This window comes from Streptomyces poriticola, assembly GCF_036689765.1.
GTDB classification, from domain to species: Bacteria; Actinomycetota; Actinomycetes; order Streptomycetales; family Streptomycetaceae; genus Streptomyces; species Streptomyces poriticola.
The window spans coordinates 1-16,899 of record NZ_JBAGKH010000025.1; the positions used below are offsets into that span (position 1 = coordinate 1).

A 16,899-nucleotide genomic window follows, 5' to 3' on the forward strand; every position below is an offset into this window, starting at 1 on the left:
GTCCCCCCCCCCCCCCCCGGGGGGCCCCGCCCCCCCCGCCGCGTCGCCGCACCCCGGGGCGGCGCACCGACCACGAGGAGGGGCGGCTGGTGGGAACCACCCCGGCCGGGCGGCGGCAGCCGCCTCCGGTGCCGGCCGCGGGCGCTCGGCACAGGTCGCCGGGCCGCGTGCCCGGACTGCTGGTGCTGCTGTTCTCGGTGGCGGGGGCAGCGGTCGCCGTCGCCCTGCCCCTGGTCCTGGGGCGCACCCTGGACCTGCTCCTGCACGGCGGCGCCGCCGGCCACTGGCTCGCGGCGAGCGTCGCGCTGCTCGTCGGCGAGGTGCTCCTGGACGGGCTGGCCGCGCTGTGCACCGGCCGCTGCACCGCCGGCTGGACCGCATGGATCCGCTCGCGCGCCCTTCACGGCATGCTGTACGCCGTACCGGATCTGGCCCGCCCGCTCTCCCGCGGTGACGTCGCCGCACGGCTGACGCTCAACGCGGCCGACGCGGGGAGCGCCCCATCGGCCAGGGCCTCGCTGGCGGCCTCGCTCATCACTCCGGCCGGTGCGCTGCTCGCGCTGGCCTTCGTCGACGTGTGGGCCGCGCTGTGCGTGCTGGCGGGGCTGCCGGCGCTGGCGCTGGTGCTGCGGACGTTCGCACGCGACACGGGCACGTCGGTGCGGGCCTACCAGGGGGTGCAGTCGGAGATCGCCGCCCGGCTGCTGGAGGCCCTGGAGGGTGCGGAGACCATCGCCGCGGCGGGGACCGCGGCTGCCGAACGTGAGCGCGTACTGCGTCCGCTGGCCGACCTGTCCCGGCTGGGCGAGCGCATGTGGCTGCTGCACGGGCGGGCGCTGGCCCTCGGCGGGGTCCTCGTCCCGCTGCTCACGGTGGCCGCGACGGCCGTCGGCGGGCTGCGGCTGGCCGCGGGCGCGCTGAGCGTCGGCGGACTGCTGGCGGTGTCCCGGTACGCGCAGCTCGCCGCGGGTTTCGGCGGCGCGGCGACCCTGCTCGGCGCGGTCGTGCGCGGCAGGTCGGCGCGGGAGCGCACGGCGGTCCTGGAGCAGCTGCCCGCCCTGGTGCACGGGCCCCGGACCCTGCCGCCGGGCGGTCCGGGCACCCTCGAGCTGCGGGACGTCCGGGTCGTGCGCGGGGGGACCGAGGTGCTGCGGGTGGACGAGGTGGTGGTGCCGGGCGGTCTGACCACCGCCGTCGTGGGCCGGAGCGGCGCCGGGAAGTCCGTCCTGGCCGCCGTGGCCGGCCGGCTCACGGACCCCGACCGGGGGGAGGTCCTGCTGGACGGAACCCCCCTGGACCTGCTGACCCCCCACAGCCTGCGCACGGAGGTCGGCTTCGCCTTCGCACGCCCCGAACTGGGCGAGGGCACGGTGGCGGAGGCGGTCGCCGCCGGCAGACGCACGGCGCCGTCGCACCGGGTGCGGGCGGCCCTGCGGACGGCGGGCGCGGACGCCTTCGTACGGCGGCTGCCGCACGCGTACGACACCCCGCTCCGCGAGGCTCCGCTGTCCGGGGGCGAGTACCAGCGGCTGGGCCTGGCCCGGGCGTTCGCGCACGCGGGCCGGCTGCTCGTCATGGACGACGCGACCTCCAGCCTCGACACCGCCACGGAGCACGCCGTGAACCGGGCCCTCAACCACTCGCTGGGGGATGTCACGCGACTGGTCGTGGCGCACCGCCCCTCCGTCGCGGCGCGGGCGGACCGGGTGATCTGGCTGGAGAGCGGGCGGGTCCGGGCGGTCGGCACCCACCGGCGCCTGTGGGAGGAGGCCGCCTACCGGGAGGTGTTCCGGAGCGGTTCCTCCACCGGCGAGGGCGGTGCCGGCCCGTTCGGCCCGGAGGCGCAGGCCCGCGGGCCGCTGGGCGGTGAAGCCGCCGAGGGCGGGCCGGGGCCGGACCGGTCCGCCGCGCCGCACAGGGAGGTGCCGCGGTGACTGCACCGGACGGTGGTCGTGCGGCGGAGCATGTCGCCGGGTCCGGGCCGCTGCGTCGTCTCGTGCCGCCCGCCCGTCGCTTCCTCGCCGGGCGCAAGGGCGTCCTCGCCCGGCTCGCGGCGTGGTCGGTGGCCGAGTCGGCGCAGACCTTTCTGGTCGGCTACGGCGTCGCCCAGGCCGTCGACCGGGGGTTCCTCGCCGGGGACACGGGGACGGGACTGGGCTGGCTCGCGGTCGCCGCCGTCGCCGTGGTGCTCGGCGCGCCCGTGGTCAGGGGCGTCTTCGCCCAGCTCGCCGGGCTCACGGAACCGCTGCGCGACCGTCTCGTGCGGCGGGCGGTCGCGCAGTCGCTGGCCGCGGCCCTGGCCCGTCCCGGCGGCGGGGACCGCGCGGCGGTCTCGCGTCTGACCAACCAGGTCGAGATCGTGCGGGACAGTTTCGCCGGTCTGGTGCTGACGCTGCGCTCGTTCGTCTTCACCGCCGCCGGGGCGCTGGTGGGGCTGTTCTCGCTCGATCCGGTGCTGCTGGTGGTCGTCGTGCCGCCGCTCGCCGGGGGTCTGACGCTGTTCCTGGTCACGCTGCGACCGATGGCGGCGGCGCAGCGGAGGGCCCTCACCGCCGACGAGGCACTGGGCGACCATGCGGCGCGGCTCCGCGGGGCGCTGCGCGACGTCACCGCCTGCGGGACACAGGCGGAGGCGGAACGGCGCGGGGCGCTGCTCGTCGCGGACGCCGCCGCCGCCTCACGGGTCCTGGCCCGCTGGGCCGCGGTGCGCACGCTGGCCCTCGGTACGGCCGGCCAGCTCCCGGTCCTGGTCCTGCTGGTCTCCGTACCCCGGCTGCACGGCAGCGGGGTGACCACCGGTGCCCTGCTGGGTGCGTTCACCTACCTGGCGCAGGCCCTGCTGCCCGCCCTGCACACCCTGATGACCGCCGTCGGCGCCGCGGGAACCCGACTGCTCGTGGTCCTGGAGCGCTTCACCACGACGGAACCCCCCGCACCCCGCACCGTCCCGGCACCGGTACCGGAACCGGCAGGGCCTGCCACCGCGGCCACCGGCCCGGCACCACCCGCTCCGGTCGGCGCCACCGACGCGCCCCAGCGGCTCGGTCCCGAGCCGCCCGCGGTGCCCCGGGCCACCCCCGCCCTCGAACTGCGTGCGGTGACGCTGGCCTACGGGGCCCGGGCGGAGCCGGTTCTCGACGCCCTCGACCTGCGAGTCGAGGACGGCGAGCACCTGGCCGTCGTCGGCCCCAGCGGCATCGGCAAGTCGACCCTCACCCGCCTCGTCGCCGGGACGCTCGCGCCGAGCAGCGGGGTGGTGCGGGTGGCCGGGCATCCGGTGACGGGCGGGGACGGCCCCGATCCGGCCGCGCTGCGCGTCCTGACCCCCCATCAGGCCTACGTCTTCACCGGAACGGTGCGGGACAACCTCGCCTACCTGCGTCCGCGGGCCGGGCGGGCCGCGATCGAGACCGCCGTGCGCCGGCTCGGCGCCGAGCGTCTCGTGGAGCGTCTGGGCGGCCTCGACGCTCCGGTCCGGCCCGGAGACCTGTCCCTGGGCGAGCGTCAGCTGATGGCCCTGGTGCGCGCGCATCTGTCCGCGGCTCGCCTGCTCCTGCTCGACGAGGCGACCTGCCATCTCGACGCGGCCGCCGAGGCGCGGGCCGAGGAGGCGCTCGCACGGCGTCCGGGCACGCTGGTCGTCGTGGCCCACCGCATCTCGTCCGCGGTGCGGGCCGACCGGGTCCTGGTACTGGACGGTGCCGGGGCGGCCTGCGGCACACACCGCGAGCTGCTGGCCCGGTCGGCTCTCTACCGGGACCTGGTGGGCCACTGGAGCAGATCCCCGGGGTGACCCGTCCCTCCCCCGGTGCCCGGCCCGCCCGTCACACCCAGCCGGCGCTCTGCACGATGCGGATGGCGTCGACGCGGTTGCGCCCGCCGACCTTCCGCACCGCGCTGGCCATGTAGTTGCGGACGGTCCCCCGGGACAGGTGCAGGGAGACGGCTATCTCGGCGTTGGAGGCACCCTGCGCGGCCCGGGCCACGACCGTGAGCTCACGTGCCGTCAGCGGCATCTCCGATGCCCTGAGCAGGGCGACCGCCAGCCTCTGGTCGAGGAACCGCTCGCCCTTGGCCACCGAGTGCACCGCGGCGACCAGCACCCCCGACGGGGCGTCCAGGTCGACGAACCCCAGGGCCCCGGAGTCGTACGCCCTGCGCAGCACCCCGGGCCGCTCCGGGGCACCGAGAACGACCAGCCGGACACCGCACCGGCTCCGGAACGGCGCGCCGCCGATGTCCTCCACCCCGTCCAGGCAGTCCCCGTCGACGACGCACACGTCCACGGGTAAGTCGTTCTCGTCCAGGTCGTCACCCCGGGAGGGCATCGCCGTCACCTCGAGCCCGTCGACGGAACGCAGCAGCTGCACGAGTGCCGACCGCAGCAGCGCAGCGTCGTGCACCACGAGAACACGCACCATGTCCGACCCCCTGGCTCCCCGGTGTCCGCTGCGGACCACCGGCCTCGTCCCCCACACACCCCTGCCGTCTGCCCCCCGGGTCGCCCGGGGAAGCCCGGGCCGGGCCGCGCCCGGGCGGGAGCGACGTCAACGCGCCGTCCGCGGGAGCGTCTGCGGACGCCCGGGCGGCGGCCCGTCGGGCCGGAAGTCCTCCCCCGGCGCCCCCGCCGGCCTCGAGGACGCTCCGCGGCGCCCGCCTCCCGTGCGCTGCTCGCGGCACCCGGTCGACGGACCGCGGGCGCGAGGGGCACCGCGACACGGGTCCCGCCCGGCCGGGTCTCCGCGGGCCGAAAACCGACGAAGGGAATGTGACGCGATCGTCCCGGCCGCTCCTGGCCCCCGGTGCACGAGTTCACCGCACGGCACAACCACGGCGGGTACCGCGTGTCACACCGGACGGGAGCAACCACCACCAGGACTCACCAGGGGTGACATCTGCGTTCCACCCGAACCGTGCTGGCCTCGACCGCGTCAGCGGTCCTGTCGGTGGGGGCCACGACCGCCCTGGCGGCCCCCGCGGCCGTCGCACCCGGCACCACCCCGCAGGCGGTCTGCGGCAGCGGCCACCGGACCGTGAACTCGGCGCCCGTGGGCTCGCTGGGCACGGTGTACCCGACGTACAACTCCGCGAACGGCGAGAACTGCGTCGCGACCATCCGCGACAACCCCGGCCCCGCGGTGGACATGTCCGCACGGGTCTACGTCCCCGGCACCGAGGAAGGGGCCGACGACTACGGGCGCTACACCTCGTACGCGGGACCGGTGTACGTCAGCGGCAGGGCCCGCTGCGTCGACCGGGGCGGCCACATCGGGAATGTGCACGTGCAGGTCCACGGCTCCGACTGCGGAGCCCTCGAGGAGCACCGGGTGACCTTCACCCGCTGACCCCTCGGCGGGAACGACCGCCGGCTGGTCACCATCGCCGGGCCGGCCCCCGCGCCGGCACCGGACAGCGATCGGAGCCCTGCGTATCGGGCCGGACCTGGGGGTACGGCGGGTCGGTTCCGGGGCGCCCGGCTGACCGGGCCCGGAACCCGCGGCCATGCGGCAGGGGACGGTACGGGAGCGCGCGGCACACCGAACGGCTCTGATCCACGGCCCGGTCCGCCGAGGCGTCACGTCGCGGCTCATCGGGAACGCCATGGCCCCGCCCTGGTCTCACATCCTGCGGAACGCGGCAGCGCTGCCCGTGTGTCGGCCACCATTCGCAGCTTATTTGTCATATTTTCTGATTGTTTGTCGCCTCCTCCCCCAGGAATGCCGAGGCCTGCCCCGCGATGCCCGACAAACAGCCCGACCGGACACAGCCGACGCAACATCAGCGCAAGCGCACACTGAGGGTCTGCGCGGCCACCGCCGTCGCGGCCTCGCTGGCCGCCTGCTCCGCCACCGGCGCGGCCCACCAGACGTCGGCACCCACGGAGCGGACCAGCGCACCGGCCCCCGGGCAGGCGGCGCCGCGCGAGAACCCCGGCGCGGCGCTCGCCCGGGCGCTCAGGCCGGTTCTGCCGGGCGGCGACACGCGGCTGGCGGTCGCGGTGCTCGGTCTGGACGGCGCCGACCAGGAGATCGCCGCATTCGGGCACGGGACGACGTTCGACTCGGCGAGCATCATCAAGGTGAACATCCTCGCGGCACTGCTGCTCATGGCGCAGGACCAGAACCGGGGCCTGACAGCCGCGGAGCACGACATGGCCGAGGCCATGATCAGGACCAGCGACAACGACGCGGCGAACGTCCTGTGGCGGGCCATCGGCCGCGCCGAGGGCCTCGACGCGGCCAACGCCCGGCTGGGCCTCGCCGCCACACACGGCGGCCCCGGCGTCCGCTGGGGCCTCACCCGGACAACGGCTGCAGATCAGGTCAGACTGCTGCGCGCCGTCTTCGCCCCGGAACCGGCAGCCTCCGCCCGTCCGCCCGAAGGCCTCGACCGGGCCTCCCGCGCCTACATCCGCCGCCTGATGGGCTCCGTCACCCCCGACCAGGACTGGGGCGTGTCCGCGGCCGGCACCCCGAAGTCCCGGTACGCCCTCAAGAACGGCTGGCTGCAACGCGACACCACCGGCCTGTGGATCATCAACAGCATCGGCCACATCACCGTGCACGGACGCCGCTACCTCATCTCCGTCCTCAGCAGCGGCAACACCACCATGTCCCACGGCATCTCACTGGTCGAACAGGCAGCACGAGCAGCGATCGACGCAGTCGGCACGGACACCCGCGCACGACCGACCTGACGGTGGCCTCACACGGCGTCAGACGGTGCTCGTACGGGCGATCAGTTCGTACGAGCGCAGGCGGTCCTTCAGGGCGTGGACGGGCGTGACGAGCATCAGTTCCTGTGCGCCCGTGGTGTCGACGAGTTCCGTGAGGCGGCGCACGACCGTCTCGGGGGTGCCGTACGCCTGGTGGGCCCGGAAGCCGGCCAGGCCGCGCAGCTCCTCCTCCGTGAAGGGGTGCTCGGCCGCCTGCGCGGGCGGAGGGAACGGTATGTCCCCCCGTCCCTTGAGCAGCCCGGCCTTGACGACGTTCATCGGGCCGGCGAGCCAGGCCGCCTCCTGCTCGGTCGGGGCACAGACGGTCTCCACACAGAGCAGGACACGCGGGCCCGGGCACCACGGGGACGGCGTGAAACGGGCTCGGTAGTGGTCGATCGCGGCAGCGGTGTTGTCGGGCCGGATGTGATGGGCGACGGCGACCGGCAGGCCGAGCCGCGCGGCCAGGCCGGCGCCGGACGTACTGGAGGCCAGCAGCCACGGTTCCGGCGGCGGGCCGTGCGCGGCCACGTCGTCGTCGAGGAGGAAGCCCAGGGTGGCCGCGACGTCGTCGCGGTACTGGTCGTCAGTGGCCGGCCCCGCACCACGCCGCAGGGCCCGGGCCGTCGGCTCGTCCAGCGTGCCGGGGCCGCGGCCGATGCCGAGGTCGATCCGGTCGGGATGCAGCGCGGCGAGCGTACCGAACTGCTCGGCCAGGACGATCGGCGCGTGGTTGGGTGCCAGGACGCCACCGGAGCCCAGCCGGATCGACGAGGTCGACGCGGCGGCGTGGGCGATCAGCACGACGGGAGGGAACGCACCGATGGCGGGCGAGTGATGGTGCTCGGCGTACCAGAGTCTGCGGTAACCCAGTTCCTCGGCTCTCCGGGCGAACTCGGTCGTGTCGCGCAGGGTGTCGGCGGCGGAAGTACCGGCCTGAACCATCGCGACTTCCAGTACGGAAAGCGGCACAGCCATCATGTGATCAGTATGACCTCAGCCGGTCGAGGCCGTCGGCACACGGCCGTCAGTACGGCGGCCGCGGGAGTTCGCCCTCGGCGTAGTAGGCCCGGACCAGGGAGACCTCAGCGACGCCCCGGCCGTCGGCCAGGGCCTGCTCCGCCGCTTCCCAGGAGCCGAACTCCCGGTGTTCCCGGCGGTGTTTCTGGGGCTGCTCGAGGTACAGCTCGTTGTCGAGGAGCGGAAGAGAACCGCTGTCGCGGACCATGGTGACGATGAGGTAGTACCGGGCCGCGTCGTCGATGTACCGGTAACGCTCGGCGCTGTACGCGGAGCCGGGCGGCAGGGGTGCACGGGAACCGGCCCACTGCCCGCCCTCGAGGGCGGAGTGCCAGCTCTGCGCCGCCTCGCCGGGATCACCCTCGAACGAGACATACCGGGCCTTCTGCCACTGGCAGTGCATCGGCCCGGGGGGAGCGCCCTCGAACTCCCCGATGCGGAGGCAGCGGTCCAGTGCCGCGTCGCCGAGGAGCTGCGGGCGGCCGGGCAGGGCACCGAGCACCTCGTCCAGACGGCGGTCCACGTCGACCGCCGCCAGGGCGCTCGCGGCGGACACCTCGTCCGAGTGCGCCTTCGCCGGCCACGACGACACGTGGTAGTACCACGCCCCGACCGCGACGGCCCCCGCGATTCCCGCGGCCACGAGCAGCCGTCGCCGCCTGGACGATCTCACCTTTGCCATGCGGAGATGCTGTCAGCCGTAGATCACGGCACTGTCACGGCACCGTCCCGCCGTGCCACGGGAGTGCGCAGCGCGGGGTCGGCCGACGGGCCGACGGGCCGGAGCGGCCGGGGACGGATGAGGTAAGGTCCGGGGCCGCTCATTCTCGTACATTCGTTCGCTGCGCCGCTCCGGGGAGGGCGCGCCGCGGTTCCGTTCTCTCCGGGGGTTTCCCTCATGACGCATGCGCCGATGTCCGCGCCCGTCCCGCCCGGGCCGGCGCCCGTCCGGGTGCTGCGCTCACCGGTCGGGCTCTCGCACGCCGTCACCGTGCTGCTCGGCCTCGTCATCGTCGCCGATCTGCTGATCATCGCCGCGTCCTTCAACATGCGGGCGCTGACGGGCCGGGTCGCCTCCGGCGGCGCGGGCGTTCTCGGCGAGGCGGAGGTGAACCGGGCCGACTACGCGATGTTCGGGTCCGGCGTCCTGTACAGCATCGCCCTGGTGGCCACCGGCACGCTCTTCATCATCTGGTTCCACCGGGTGCGCGGGAACGCGGGAGTCTTCGCACCCGACACCCAGCGCAGGACCCCGGGCTGGGCGATCGGCTCCTGGTTCGTCCCGATCGCCAACCTCTGGATCCCGCGGGGTGTCGCCGCCGATGTACTGCGCGCCTCCCAGGCCGACCCGTACGCGGGCGAGCTGCAGCACCGCGGCCTGCTCAACGCCTGGTGGGGTGCCTGGGTCTGGGCCGTCGTCTTCGACCGGTACGCCTCCAGGACGTACGCGAGGGCGGAGGACGTCGAGGCCGTCCACGAGGCCGCGGCGCTGGTGATGACCTCCGCCGGCTTCGACATCGTCGCGGCGGTGCTCGCCCTCCTCCTCGTGCGCAGGCTGACGGCCGCGCAGCACACCAAGGCCCTCGCACCCCGGTGAACCCGTCCGGGCGGGCCGGTGCGGGCGTCGCGGTCAGACCAGCGTCTGCGTCAGCTCGCTCCGGCCGGGCGCGTGGACGACCCTTCCGTACGCTCCGTTGACGACGGGCAGATACGGCGGGACGTGACCGCACTCCACGTCCGCGAGGATCGGCACGTCCAGGGAGCCCAGCGCGTCGAGGACGGCCTCGTGCTGGGTGAGCGTCCCGCTGTCCGGCGCGCCGGTCCGGCCGACGACAACCGCGTTGGCGTGGTCGAAGAACCCGGCGAGCCGCATGCCGTGCAGGTTGCGGCAGATGGTGAAGGCGTCGTCGCCGCCCGCCTCCACGTACACGAGGAGCCCGTCCGGGGACTCGTCCCGGGCGAACCCGGAGAGGTCCAGGTACGGCGTCCCCGCGAGGTTGCACAGGGTCTCGATGCACCCGCCGACCAGCCGCCCCTCGGCCTCGAAGCCGGCTGTGCCGTCGAGCCGGGTCCAGGTGCCCGGGGAGTCCAGCGTGTACGCGCGTACGCCGGGGAAGGCGGCGAAGTCGTCGAATCCTGCGCTCCGGTGGCGGCCGGGCGGCGTCTGGGTGAACCGGTGCCCCGCAGGCGCGGTGACGACGTCGAGCCACGACAGCAGCCCCTCGGGCACCTGGTAGGGCGTGTCCATGAGGTTGTTGCCGTGGACGGTCGCCGTCCCGGTGAGCAGGGTCAGCGGCGTCATCAGGGTGGAGAGGTCGGAGAAGCCGACGAGCCAGGTCGGCTCCGCCTCCCGCAGCCGGTCCCAGTCGAGCAGGGGGATCAGGTCGATCGCCGTCTCCCCGCCCCACGGCGGCACCACGGCGGCGATGGCAGGATCGGTCAGCATGGACATCAGTTCGTGCGCGCGGTCCGCGGCCGGGGCACTGACATGCCCGGAACCGTCCATGCAGGCGCCGACGACGACCTCGTACCCGTGGGCCTCCACCTCGCGGACGGCGACCTGGAGCCGCTCGTGCATCTCGTTCGCCACTCCGCTGGACGGGGAGGTGACGCCGACACGGTCACCTCGGCGCAGGGGGCGCGGGTATCGAACTGGCATGCGCGGCATTCTGGCACGACGCCGGTCCGGCACGACACCGAGTTCTGCAGCGCTTCCCGCCGACGGGCCGCTCCGCGTCGACGGGCCGCACCGGCTTCGGCAACGCACGCCCACGTCGACCGAGTTCACCACGGAGACCTGCCCATGACGGCAGCGAGTACGTCCCCGGACCTGGCCGCGCTCTACCGCGACCTGCACGCGCACCCCGAACTCGCCTTCCAGGAGACCCGCACCGCCTCGATCGTCGCCGGCCGGCTGCGAGCGCTGGGATACGAGACCACCACCGGTGTCGGCGGCACCGGGGTGGTCGGTCTGCTGCGCAACGGCGACGGTCCCACCGCCCTGCTCCGCGCCGACATGGACGCCCTTCCGGTGCGCGAGGACACCGGCCTGCCGTACGCCGGCACCGCGCACGGCGCCGGCGCGGACGGCTCGCCCGTTCCGGTGATGCACGCCTGCGGACACGACGTCCATGTCACCTGTCTGCTGGGCGCCGCCGCGGAGCTGGCCGGGGACAGGTCCGGCTGGCGGGGTACCGTGATGCTGGTCTTCCAGCCCGCCGAGGAGACCGGGCGCGGTGCCCGGGCGATGGTCGACGACGGTCTGTACGAGCGGTTCGGCCGACCGGACGTCGTCCTGGGCCAGCACGTGGCCCCGGTCCCGGCCGGGATGCCGGGGCTGCACCCCGGCCCGGCCTTCGCCGCCTCGGACACCCTGCACATCGTCCTGCACGGGCGCGGGGGTCACGGCTCGCGCCCCGAGACCACCGTGGACCCCGTGGTGATGGCCGCCGCGGCCGTGCTGCGGCTGCAGGGCGTGGTCGCCCGAGAGGTACCCGGCACCTCCACGGCGGTCCTCACGGTCGGAGCGCTGCATGCGGGCAGCGCGGCCAACGTCATCGCCGACCGTGCCGAGCTGGACGTGAACGTCCGCACCTACGAGGCGGCCGTCCGCGAGACGGTCCTTGCCGCCGTGGAGCGCATCGTCCTCGATCCCGGGCCCGTCACGGGCAGCGAGGACGTGGGCGTCCTCGCCGACGCCGCCGGCGCGCCCTGCGTCTACTGGCTCCTCGGGGGAGCCGATCCCCAGGTGTTCGACGGTGCCGGGGACTTCGCGGCCGTCGAGCACATCGCCCGGGGCCTGCCCTCCAACCACTCCCCGCGCTTCGCCCCCGTCGTCGAACCGACTCTCACCACCGGGGTCACCGCGCTGGTCCGTGCCGCCCACACCTGGCTGCCCGCCGCGCCGTGACCGCCGACGGCGGCGCCCGGCGCGCGCGGTACCGGCCGGGGACGACCGCCCCCTCTGACGAGCCGTCAGGCCTACGGCCCGCCGCGGCCCTCGGCATGGCGCAGGCAGGAGATGACGACCATGAGGGGCCACAGGGACTGCAGGGCCGTCACGACACGCTCGGCGGCGCCGGCGGCACCCTGCCGGTGCATCTCGAAGACGAACCATGCGGCGCTCACGACCATCACGGCGGTCGCCACCAGGGACGGTGCGGGCCGCAGAGCCCAGGGCACGGTGGTACCCGCCCTGGCGGCAAGGACCGGCCACACCGCCATGAGGGTGAACCCGACCGCGGCAACGGCGCCGTGGCGCAGGGAACCTCCGTCGCTGGGCGTGGGCACCATGGCCACCACCACCGCCGAGGCGCCGCCCCCGGCCAGCGCCATCCGCCCGGCGACGGCGGCTGCCCGCAGGGCCCAGGCGGTGAGCAGGTGGCAGGTGCCCAGCGCCACGAACGCCCCGGTCATCACCCAGTATCCCGAGGCCCCGTATGCCGCGAGCACGCTGATCGTCTCCGTGGCGGGGTCGTAGGCGGGGCCTTCCAGCAGCGCCGCGACCACCCAGCCCGCGATCAGCAGGACAGGCGCGCACCCCGACGAGAGCAAGGCCCATCTCGGAACAAGCAGCATCGAGCAATGATAAGAGTCGAAAACTGACATAAGGGATTTATCGGCGAGCTGATCGCGGCACAGTGATCTGTATGGGCACAGACGACAGGGATCCTCTGACCGGGGCACGGATCGCCGCCAGGCTTCCGGCTCTGGACCTCGACCGGGCGCGGCGCTTCTACTCCGGGAAACTCGGTCTCGAGCCCGTGGACGAACGGCCCGGTGGGCTGCTGTACCGGTGCGGAGCAGCGGAGTTCGCCGTGTTCCGGTCGACGGGCGGCTCGCCCGGCACCTTCACCCAGATGGCGTTCGAGGTCGACGACATCGAGGCGGTCGTGTCGGAGCTCCGGCGGCGCGGTGTGGTCCTCGAGGACGTGGACGTGCCGGGGCTCCGTACGCGGGACGGGATCGCCGAGATCGAGGGGAACTACCCCGGCAAGGGCGCTGAGGGCGAGCGCGGCGCCTGGTTCCGGGACAGCGAGGGGAACCTGCTGGGCATCGGTCAGCCACGGATGACGGAGCACCGGAAGGATCCGGACCCGACGGGCGCCTACGTGGAACTCCCCGGCGTCAGGACGTGGTACGAGACCGACGGTGCCGGTGACCCGCTCGTCCTTCTGCACGGCGGTCTCTGCACCAACGAGACCTGGGGTGCGCAGCGGGCGGACCTCGCGGACCGGTTCCGCCTGTTCCTGCCGGAGCGCCGCGGGCACGGGCACACGGCCGACGTCGACGGGCCGCTCACGTACGAGGACATGGCCCGGGACACGATCGACCTCCTCGAGACGCTCGTCGACGGGCCCGCACACCTCGTCGGATGGAGCGACGGCGGGATCGTGGCACTGCTCGTCGCCATCGCCCGGCCCGACCTGGTCCACAAGGTCGTGGCCATGAGTGCGAACTTCCTCCCGGCCCCGCAGAGCAGCGCGGCACCCCAGATGCTCGACGCGGTCGCCCCCGACGCCCCTGACCTGGCGGTGTTCCGTGAACCCTACGAGTCCGTGTCGCCCGACGGGCCCGCTCACTGGCCGGTCGTCGTGGGCAAGCTGGTCGACATGTTCCGCACCGAGCCGACCCTCTCCCCCGAGGACCTGGCTCGCATCAGCGCGCCCACGCTGGTTCTCGCCGGGGACGACGACCTGGTCACCCTCGAGCACACGATCGCCCTGTATCGCGCGATCCCCCGGTCCGAGCTGGCCGTCGTCCCCGGAACCTCGCACACGCTGCCGTTCGAGAAACCGGGTGAGGTCAACCGGCTCATCCTCGACTTCCTCACCCGTGACCCCGTCCCGACGATGCTCCCCGTGCGGCGCGCGCCGGGAGGTGCCGTCGCGGGGGGCGGACCGGCCTGACGTCCGGGCGGATCCGGAACCCGGGCCGGGGCCGGCGTGCGGGCGGTGCGGGCGGGCAGCTGCGCGCTGCGGTCGGCTTCCCGCGCCGCGTCCTCCAGCCGGCGGCGGTGAGCCTCCCACCCCGCCCGGTCGACCGGCGGCACGCCGGTTTCACCCTCGCCCATCCCCACAGCACCGTCGATGAGCTCCCGGAGGGTGCCGGCGTGGCCTGCGTGCCGCCGGGTGCCGGCGATCACGCGCACCACCGCGTGATGCAGCGTCACCTCGTCCTTCCCGGCGGCCACCACGGCGCTCCGCCGGTCGTCTCCGGCGCCGGCGCGTCGATCGTGGCGTCCGCGTGCTTCCAGGCCGGGCGGTGGAGCCCCACGACGGAGGCGCATGACGCGTCGGCGGTGGCCCACATGTCCGCTTCGGCCTCGGCGCCGTCCGCGCCCCAGGGCAGCGGCTCGCCGGACGGCCGGCCGAAGTGTCGCGGAGGTGGCCGGACTCCACCGTGGCCGCGTGTTTCACCAGGCCGAGGAGGTTCGTCCCGGTCGGTGTCACCGGGCGGCGGACGGAGTACCCCGGGAGGCCCTCGAGCCTCCACAGCAGGGCGTCGCGGGCCGACTGCAGGTAGCAGCGCAGGTCGGTCCTGGGATCTCCGGAAGCGGTGATCACGGCGCCGGGTCTGCCTCACGGACGGCCCCTCGCCATCGCCCTTCCCGGTCACCGCGGCGGCCGACGAAAAGTCGCCCGGCCGGGTGATCCGCCGACAATGGAGACGAGTGGCGGCGAGGACCGTGCCACGGGCCTGGGGCGGGCGCCGGGGAGAGGAGCGCGTGTGCCCGAGCGGCCGTCGTTGCCGGCGTTCCTGGAGGCTGCACGGCGCGCCGTGCGCGTGACCCTGGCCGCTGCCGCCGGGTTCTACCCGGCGGTCTACGTGCTGGACCTGCCCTCGGCCGCGCTGTACGCGTTGTTCACCCCGATCGCCCTGGGCGTGCTGTCGCCGCTGTCCGGATCGGCGGCCGAACGTGCGCAAGCCGTCCTGTGCGCCCTGCCGGCCGCGGCGGCGCTGACCGCGCTCGGCACCGCGCTCGCGGTCGGCACGGCACCGGCCGTCGCCGGGATGCTCCTGATCGGCTTCGTCCTCACCTTCGGCTCGGCGTGCGGACCGAGGATCGCGGGAGTCACCCCGGGCCTGCAGCTGTTCTACATCCTGGCCTGCTTCCCGCCCTATGCGCCCGGCACCCTCCCGCAGCGCCTGGCCGGAGTGGCCATCGGGTGCGTGCTGCTGGCCCTGTGCGAACGGCTGGTCCTGCCGGAGCCTCGCGCGCCGACGTACCGCGACCGGATCGCCGACGCCCTGGGGCTCGCCGCCCGGACGGCCTCCGCCCTGGCGCGCCCGGGAGACCGCACGCTCCCACCGCTCCGGGACCTCCGCGCCGCCGGGCGGAGCCTTCGCCTCTCCAGGATGCCGGCGGGCGGCAGACCCACCGGGGCGGGACGGAGCGACCGGGCCCTCGCACAGGCCGGCGCGGCGACCCGGCGTCTGCTGCTCCAGCTGGGCACCCTCGCCGGGCAGCCGGTGCCGCCGGGTTGCGACGGGCCGTCGCGGACGCTCCTGCAAGGGATCGGCTCGTGCTGCACGGCCACCGCGGACGCCCTGCGCGGCCCGCGCGGCGCGTCCGGCACCGGCCTCCTGCTGGAGATGACCGACGAGTTCCTCCGGACTCCCGGGCCGGCCGGGCGGCAGGACGCCACGGCGCTGCACCAGGTGCTGCGGGGCCGCACAGCCGTCCTGATCGCCGCCATCGCCGCCCTGACCGCGTCCGCGGCGGCCGCCCTCGCCCGGGGCGACGCCCGTCGGATGCCGGGCCTGCCCCGCGGCCAGTTCTGGTACGCCGAGCCGTCGCAGGCTCGGCTGTGGGCCGTCCGGCTGACCGGGAACCTGACGCCGCGCTCCGTCGTGCTGCAGAACGCCGTGCGGACCGCGCTCGGGCTCGCCGTGGCCCGGCTGGTGGCCGGATCGTTCGAGCTGACGCACGGCTTCTGGGTCCTGCTGGCCGTGCTGACGCTGGCCCGCACCACGGCGGTGGCCACCTGGTCGGTGGTCCGGTCCGCGGCCGTGGGCACGATGGCCGGCGCCACACTGGCCGGACTGCTCCTGATCGAGGCCGGTGGCGCCACGGAGATCTACGCCGCCCTGCTGGTGCCGGTGATGGTGGTGGCGTTCACGCTCGGCCCGCTGGGCGGACCGGCCTGGGCACAGGCCACGTTCACACTGGTCGTGTCCACGGCGTTCGCCCAGCTCGCCCCGGTGACCTGGCAGCTCGCCGAGGTCCGGGTGATCGACGTGCTGGCCGGCAGCGCCGTCGGGCTGCTGTGCGGCCTGCTGGCATGGCCGGCGGGCGCGCGGGCGGAGATCCGCGCCGGGATGGCCGAACTGCTGCGCTCGGCCGCACCGCTGGTTCCGCTCACCGCCGCGGCCGGCTGCGCACCGCGGGATCCCGGGGTGCGGCAACGGACCGTGGAGGAGACCGCGCGGGCGGTTCGGCACCGGCTGCACACCGCCGAGGCCGTGTACGCCCAGTACCGCACCGAGCCCGCACCGAGGCGGGCCGAGGACGGCCCGGACTGGCCGGCGATCCTCAACTACGGCAGCCGGGTGCTGCTCGGCGCCCAATGGCTGCCCGTCGAGCACGCACCACCCGGTGAGATGCCGGCGGAGGCCCGGGAGTGGGCGCGGCACGCGGCCCGCCGGATCGCCGCGGCGACGGCTCGCGCGGCGGACTTTCCGCCCGGCGGGGTACGGGCCCGCCCCGAGCCCCTTCCCGCCGGCCTCGCGGAGGCGGTGCCCGTCGCGATGCTGCCCTGCCTGGTCCGGGTGGAGGTCTGGCTGGAGCACCTGGCCGCGGACCTGACGGCCGTCGGCGGCGCAGACGCGGGCCGCCCGGCCCTCCCGGACCGGCGGCCCGGTGCCTCTGATGCTTCTGGTGCCTCTGATGCCTCGGACGGCGCGGATCACCAAGGCCGCCCGGACGACCTGGACCACCAGGACCACCCGCACCACCGGAGCCGCCGGGGACGCCCGAGCCGCCCGCCGTGACCGTGTCGGCGGGCGCCGGCAGGCAAGGAGTGCCGACCGCTTCTCCTCGGCGTACCGTCCTAAGGGGGACCGATGATGCGTCTGCGGTGTGCTCATGCCGCGTCCCTCGCCAGGGACGGTCGCCCGATGCCCCGGGACGCTCCGCAGCGATGCGGGGAGGTGCCGTGTGA

Annotated in this window: 13 protein-coding genes and 2 pseudogenes; 9 read left to right on the forward strand and 6 right to left on the reverse strand. The window is 74.9% G+C overall.

Features of this window, described 5'->3' with window-relative positions:
- The first annotated feature begins 89 nt into the window (after positions 1–89).
- A complete protein-coding gene (locus V5O46_RS24515; RefSeq protein WP_408649047.1) occupies positions 90–1,934 on the forward strand; it encodes an ABC transporter ATP-binding protein in 1,845 nt (614 codons plus the stop codon).
- Complete coding sequence (locus V5O46_RS24520) at positions 1,931–3,793, forward strand: ABC transporter ATP-binding protein (protein ID WP_332886847.1); 1,863 nt, start codon at positions 1,931–1,933, stop codon at positions 3,791–3,793. Before V5O46_RS24515 ends, V5O46_RS24520 begins: the two co-directional genes overlap by 4 nt.
- Positions 3,794–3,824: 31 nt before the next feature.
- Here the strand turns inward: V5O46_RS24520 and V5O46_RS24525 are convergent, their stop codons facing one another.
- Positions 3,825–4,421: a response regulator transcription factor gene (locus V5O46_RS24525; RefSeq protein WP_332886848.1), complete on the reverse strand. Its 597-nt coding sequence runs from the start codon at positions 4,419–4,421 to the stop codon at positions 3,825–3,827.
- Positions 4,422–4,895: 474 nt separating this feature from the next.
- Between V5O46_RS24525 and V5O46_RS24530 the strand changes: the two genes are divergently transcribed.
- Entirely contained in the window at positions 4,896–5,345 is a 450-nt protein-coding gene (locus tag V5O46_RS24530; protein ID WP_332886911.1) for a spore-associated protein, read from the forward strand.
- 392 nt (positions 5,346–5,737) lie between these two features.
- Complete coding sequence (locus V5O46_RS24535) at positions 5,738–6,697, forward strand: serine hydrolase (protein WP_332886849.1); 960 nt, start codon at positions 5,738–5,740, stop codon at positions 6,695–6,697.
- A gap of 18 nt (positions 6,698–6,715) precedes the next feature.
- Here the strand turns inward: V5O46_RS24535 and V5O46_RS24540 are convergent, their stop codons facing one another.
- Positions 6,716–7,696, reverse strand: coding sequence for an LLM class flavin-dependent oxidoreductase (locus tag V5O46_RS24540; RefSeq protein WP_332886850.1), 981 nt, complete (start codon positions 7,694–7,696; stop codon positions 6,716–6,718).
- 46 nt (positions 7,697–7,742) lie between these two features.
- Positions 7,743–8,417, reverse strand: a complete 675-nt coding sequence (locus V5O46_RS24545; protein ID WP_332886851.1) for a hypothetical protein — start codon at positions 8,415–8,417, stop codon at positions 7,743–7,745.
- A 216-nt stretch (positions 8,418–8,633) separates the two neighbouring features.
- Here V5O46_RS24545 and V5O46_RS24550 point away from each other — a divergent pair, with 216 nt between their 5' ends.
- A complete protein-coding gene (locus tag V5O46_RS24550) occupies positions 8,634–9,332 on the forward strand; it encodes a DUF4328 domain-containing protein (protein ID WP_332886852.1) in 699 nt (232 codons plus the stop codon).
- Between the two features lie 33 nt (positions 9,333–9,365).
- Here V5O46_RS24550 and V5O46_RS24555 read toward each other — a convergent pair whose 3' ends face one another.
- A complete protein-coding gene (locus V5O46_RS24555) occupies positions 9,366–10,394 on the reverse strand; it encodes a S66 family peptidase (RefSeq protein WP_332886853.1) in 1,029 nt (342 codons plus the stop codon).
- A 144-nt stretch (positions 10,395–10,538) separates the two neighbouring features.
- Between V5O46_RS24555 and V5O46_RS24560 the strand changes: the two genes are divergently transcribed.
- Positions 10,539–11,645: an amidohydrolase gene (locus tag V5O46_RS24560; protein ID WP_332886854.1), complete on the forward strand. Its 1,107-nt coding sequence runs from the start codon at positions 10,539–10,541 to the stop codon at positions 11,643–11,645.
- Positions 11,646–11,716: 71 nt separating this feature from the next.
- On the opposite strand, the gene V5O46_RS24565 is transcribed toward V5O46_RS24560, so the two are convergent.
- Positions 11,717–12,313, reverse strand: coding sequence for a DUF998 domain-containing protein (locus tag V5O46_RS24565; RefSeq protein ID WP_332886855.1), 597 nt, complete (start codon positions 12,311–12,313; stop codon positions 11,717–11,719).
- Between the two features lie 71 nt (positions 12,314–12,384).
- Between V5O46_RS24565 and V5O46_RS24570 the strand changes: the two are divergent.
- Together V5O46_RS24570 and V5O46_RS24575 are read left to right on the forward strand one after the other, a co-directional pair.
- Positions 12,385–12,801 (forward strand): annotated as a pseudogene (locus tag V5O46_RS24570) (VOC family protein); the annotation flags it as partial.
- Positions 12,802–12,804: 3 nt separating this feature from the next.
- The gene (locus V5O46_RS24575) at positions 12,805–13,644 is read left to right on the forward strand and encodes an alpha/beta fold hydrolase (protein ID WP_332886912.1); all 840 of its coding nucleotides are present in this window, start codon (positions 12,805–12,807) and stop codon (positions 13,642–13,644) included.
- Between the two features lie 65 nt (positions 13,645–13,709).
- Here V5O46_RS24575 and V5O46_RS24580 read toward each other — a convergent pair.
- Positions 13,710–14,298: pseudogene (locus V5O46_RS24580) on the reverse strand (DinB family protein); the annotation flags it as partial.
- A 166-nt stretch (positions 14,299–14,464) separates the two neighbouring features.
- Here V5O46_RS24580 and V5O46_RS24585 point away from each other — a divergent pair.
- On the forward strand, positions 14,465–16,729 hold the full coding sequence (locus V5O46_RS24585) for an FUSC family protein (protein ID WP_332886856.1): 2,265 nt from the start codon (positions 14,465–14,467) through the stop codon (positions 16,727–16,729).
- Positions 16,730–16,899: the final 170 nt, after the last annotated feature.

Excerpts from the sequence above, each read along its gene's own strand:
- V5O46_RS24525 (WP_332886848.1), bottom strand. The coding sequence starts at position 4,421 with ATGGTGCGTGTTCTCGTGGTGCACGACGCTGCGCTGCTGCGGTCGGCA.
- V5O46_RS24535 (WP_332886849.1), top strand. The coding sequence starts at position 5,738 with ATGCCCGACAAACAGCCCGACCGGACACAGCCGACGCAACATCAGCGC.
- V5O46_RS24540 (WP_332886850.1), bottom strand. The coding sequence starts at position 7,696 with ATGATGGCTGTGCCGCTTTCCGTACTGGAAGTCGCGATGGTTCAGGCC.
- V5O46_RS24545 (WP_332886851.1), bottom strand. The coding sequence starts at position 8,417 with ATGGCAAAGGTGAGATCGTCCAGGCGGCGACGGCTGCTCGTGGCCGCG.
- V5O46_RS24550 (WP_332886852.1), top strand. The coding sequence starts at position 8,634 with ATGACGCATGCGCCGATGTCCGCGCCCGTCCCGCCCGGGCCGGCGCCC.
- V5O46_RS24555 (WP_332886853.1), bottom strand. The coding sequence starts at position 10,394 with ATGCCAGTTCGATACCCGCGCCCCCTGCGCCGAGGTGACCGTGTCGGC.
- V5O46_RS24560 (WP_332886854.1), top strand. The coding sequence starts at position 10,539 with ATGACGGCAGCGAGTACGTCCCCGGACCTGGCCGCGCTCTACCGCGAC.
- V5O46_RS24565 (WP_332886855.1), bottom strand. The coding sequence starts at position 12,313 with ATGCTGCTTGTTCCGAGATGGGCCTTGCTCTCGTCGGGGTGCGCGCCT.
- V5O46_RS24575 (WP_332886912.1), top strand. The coding sequence starts at position 12,805 with ATGACGGAGCACCGGAAGGATCCGGACCCGACGGGCGCCTACGTGGAA.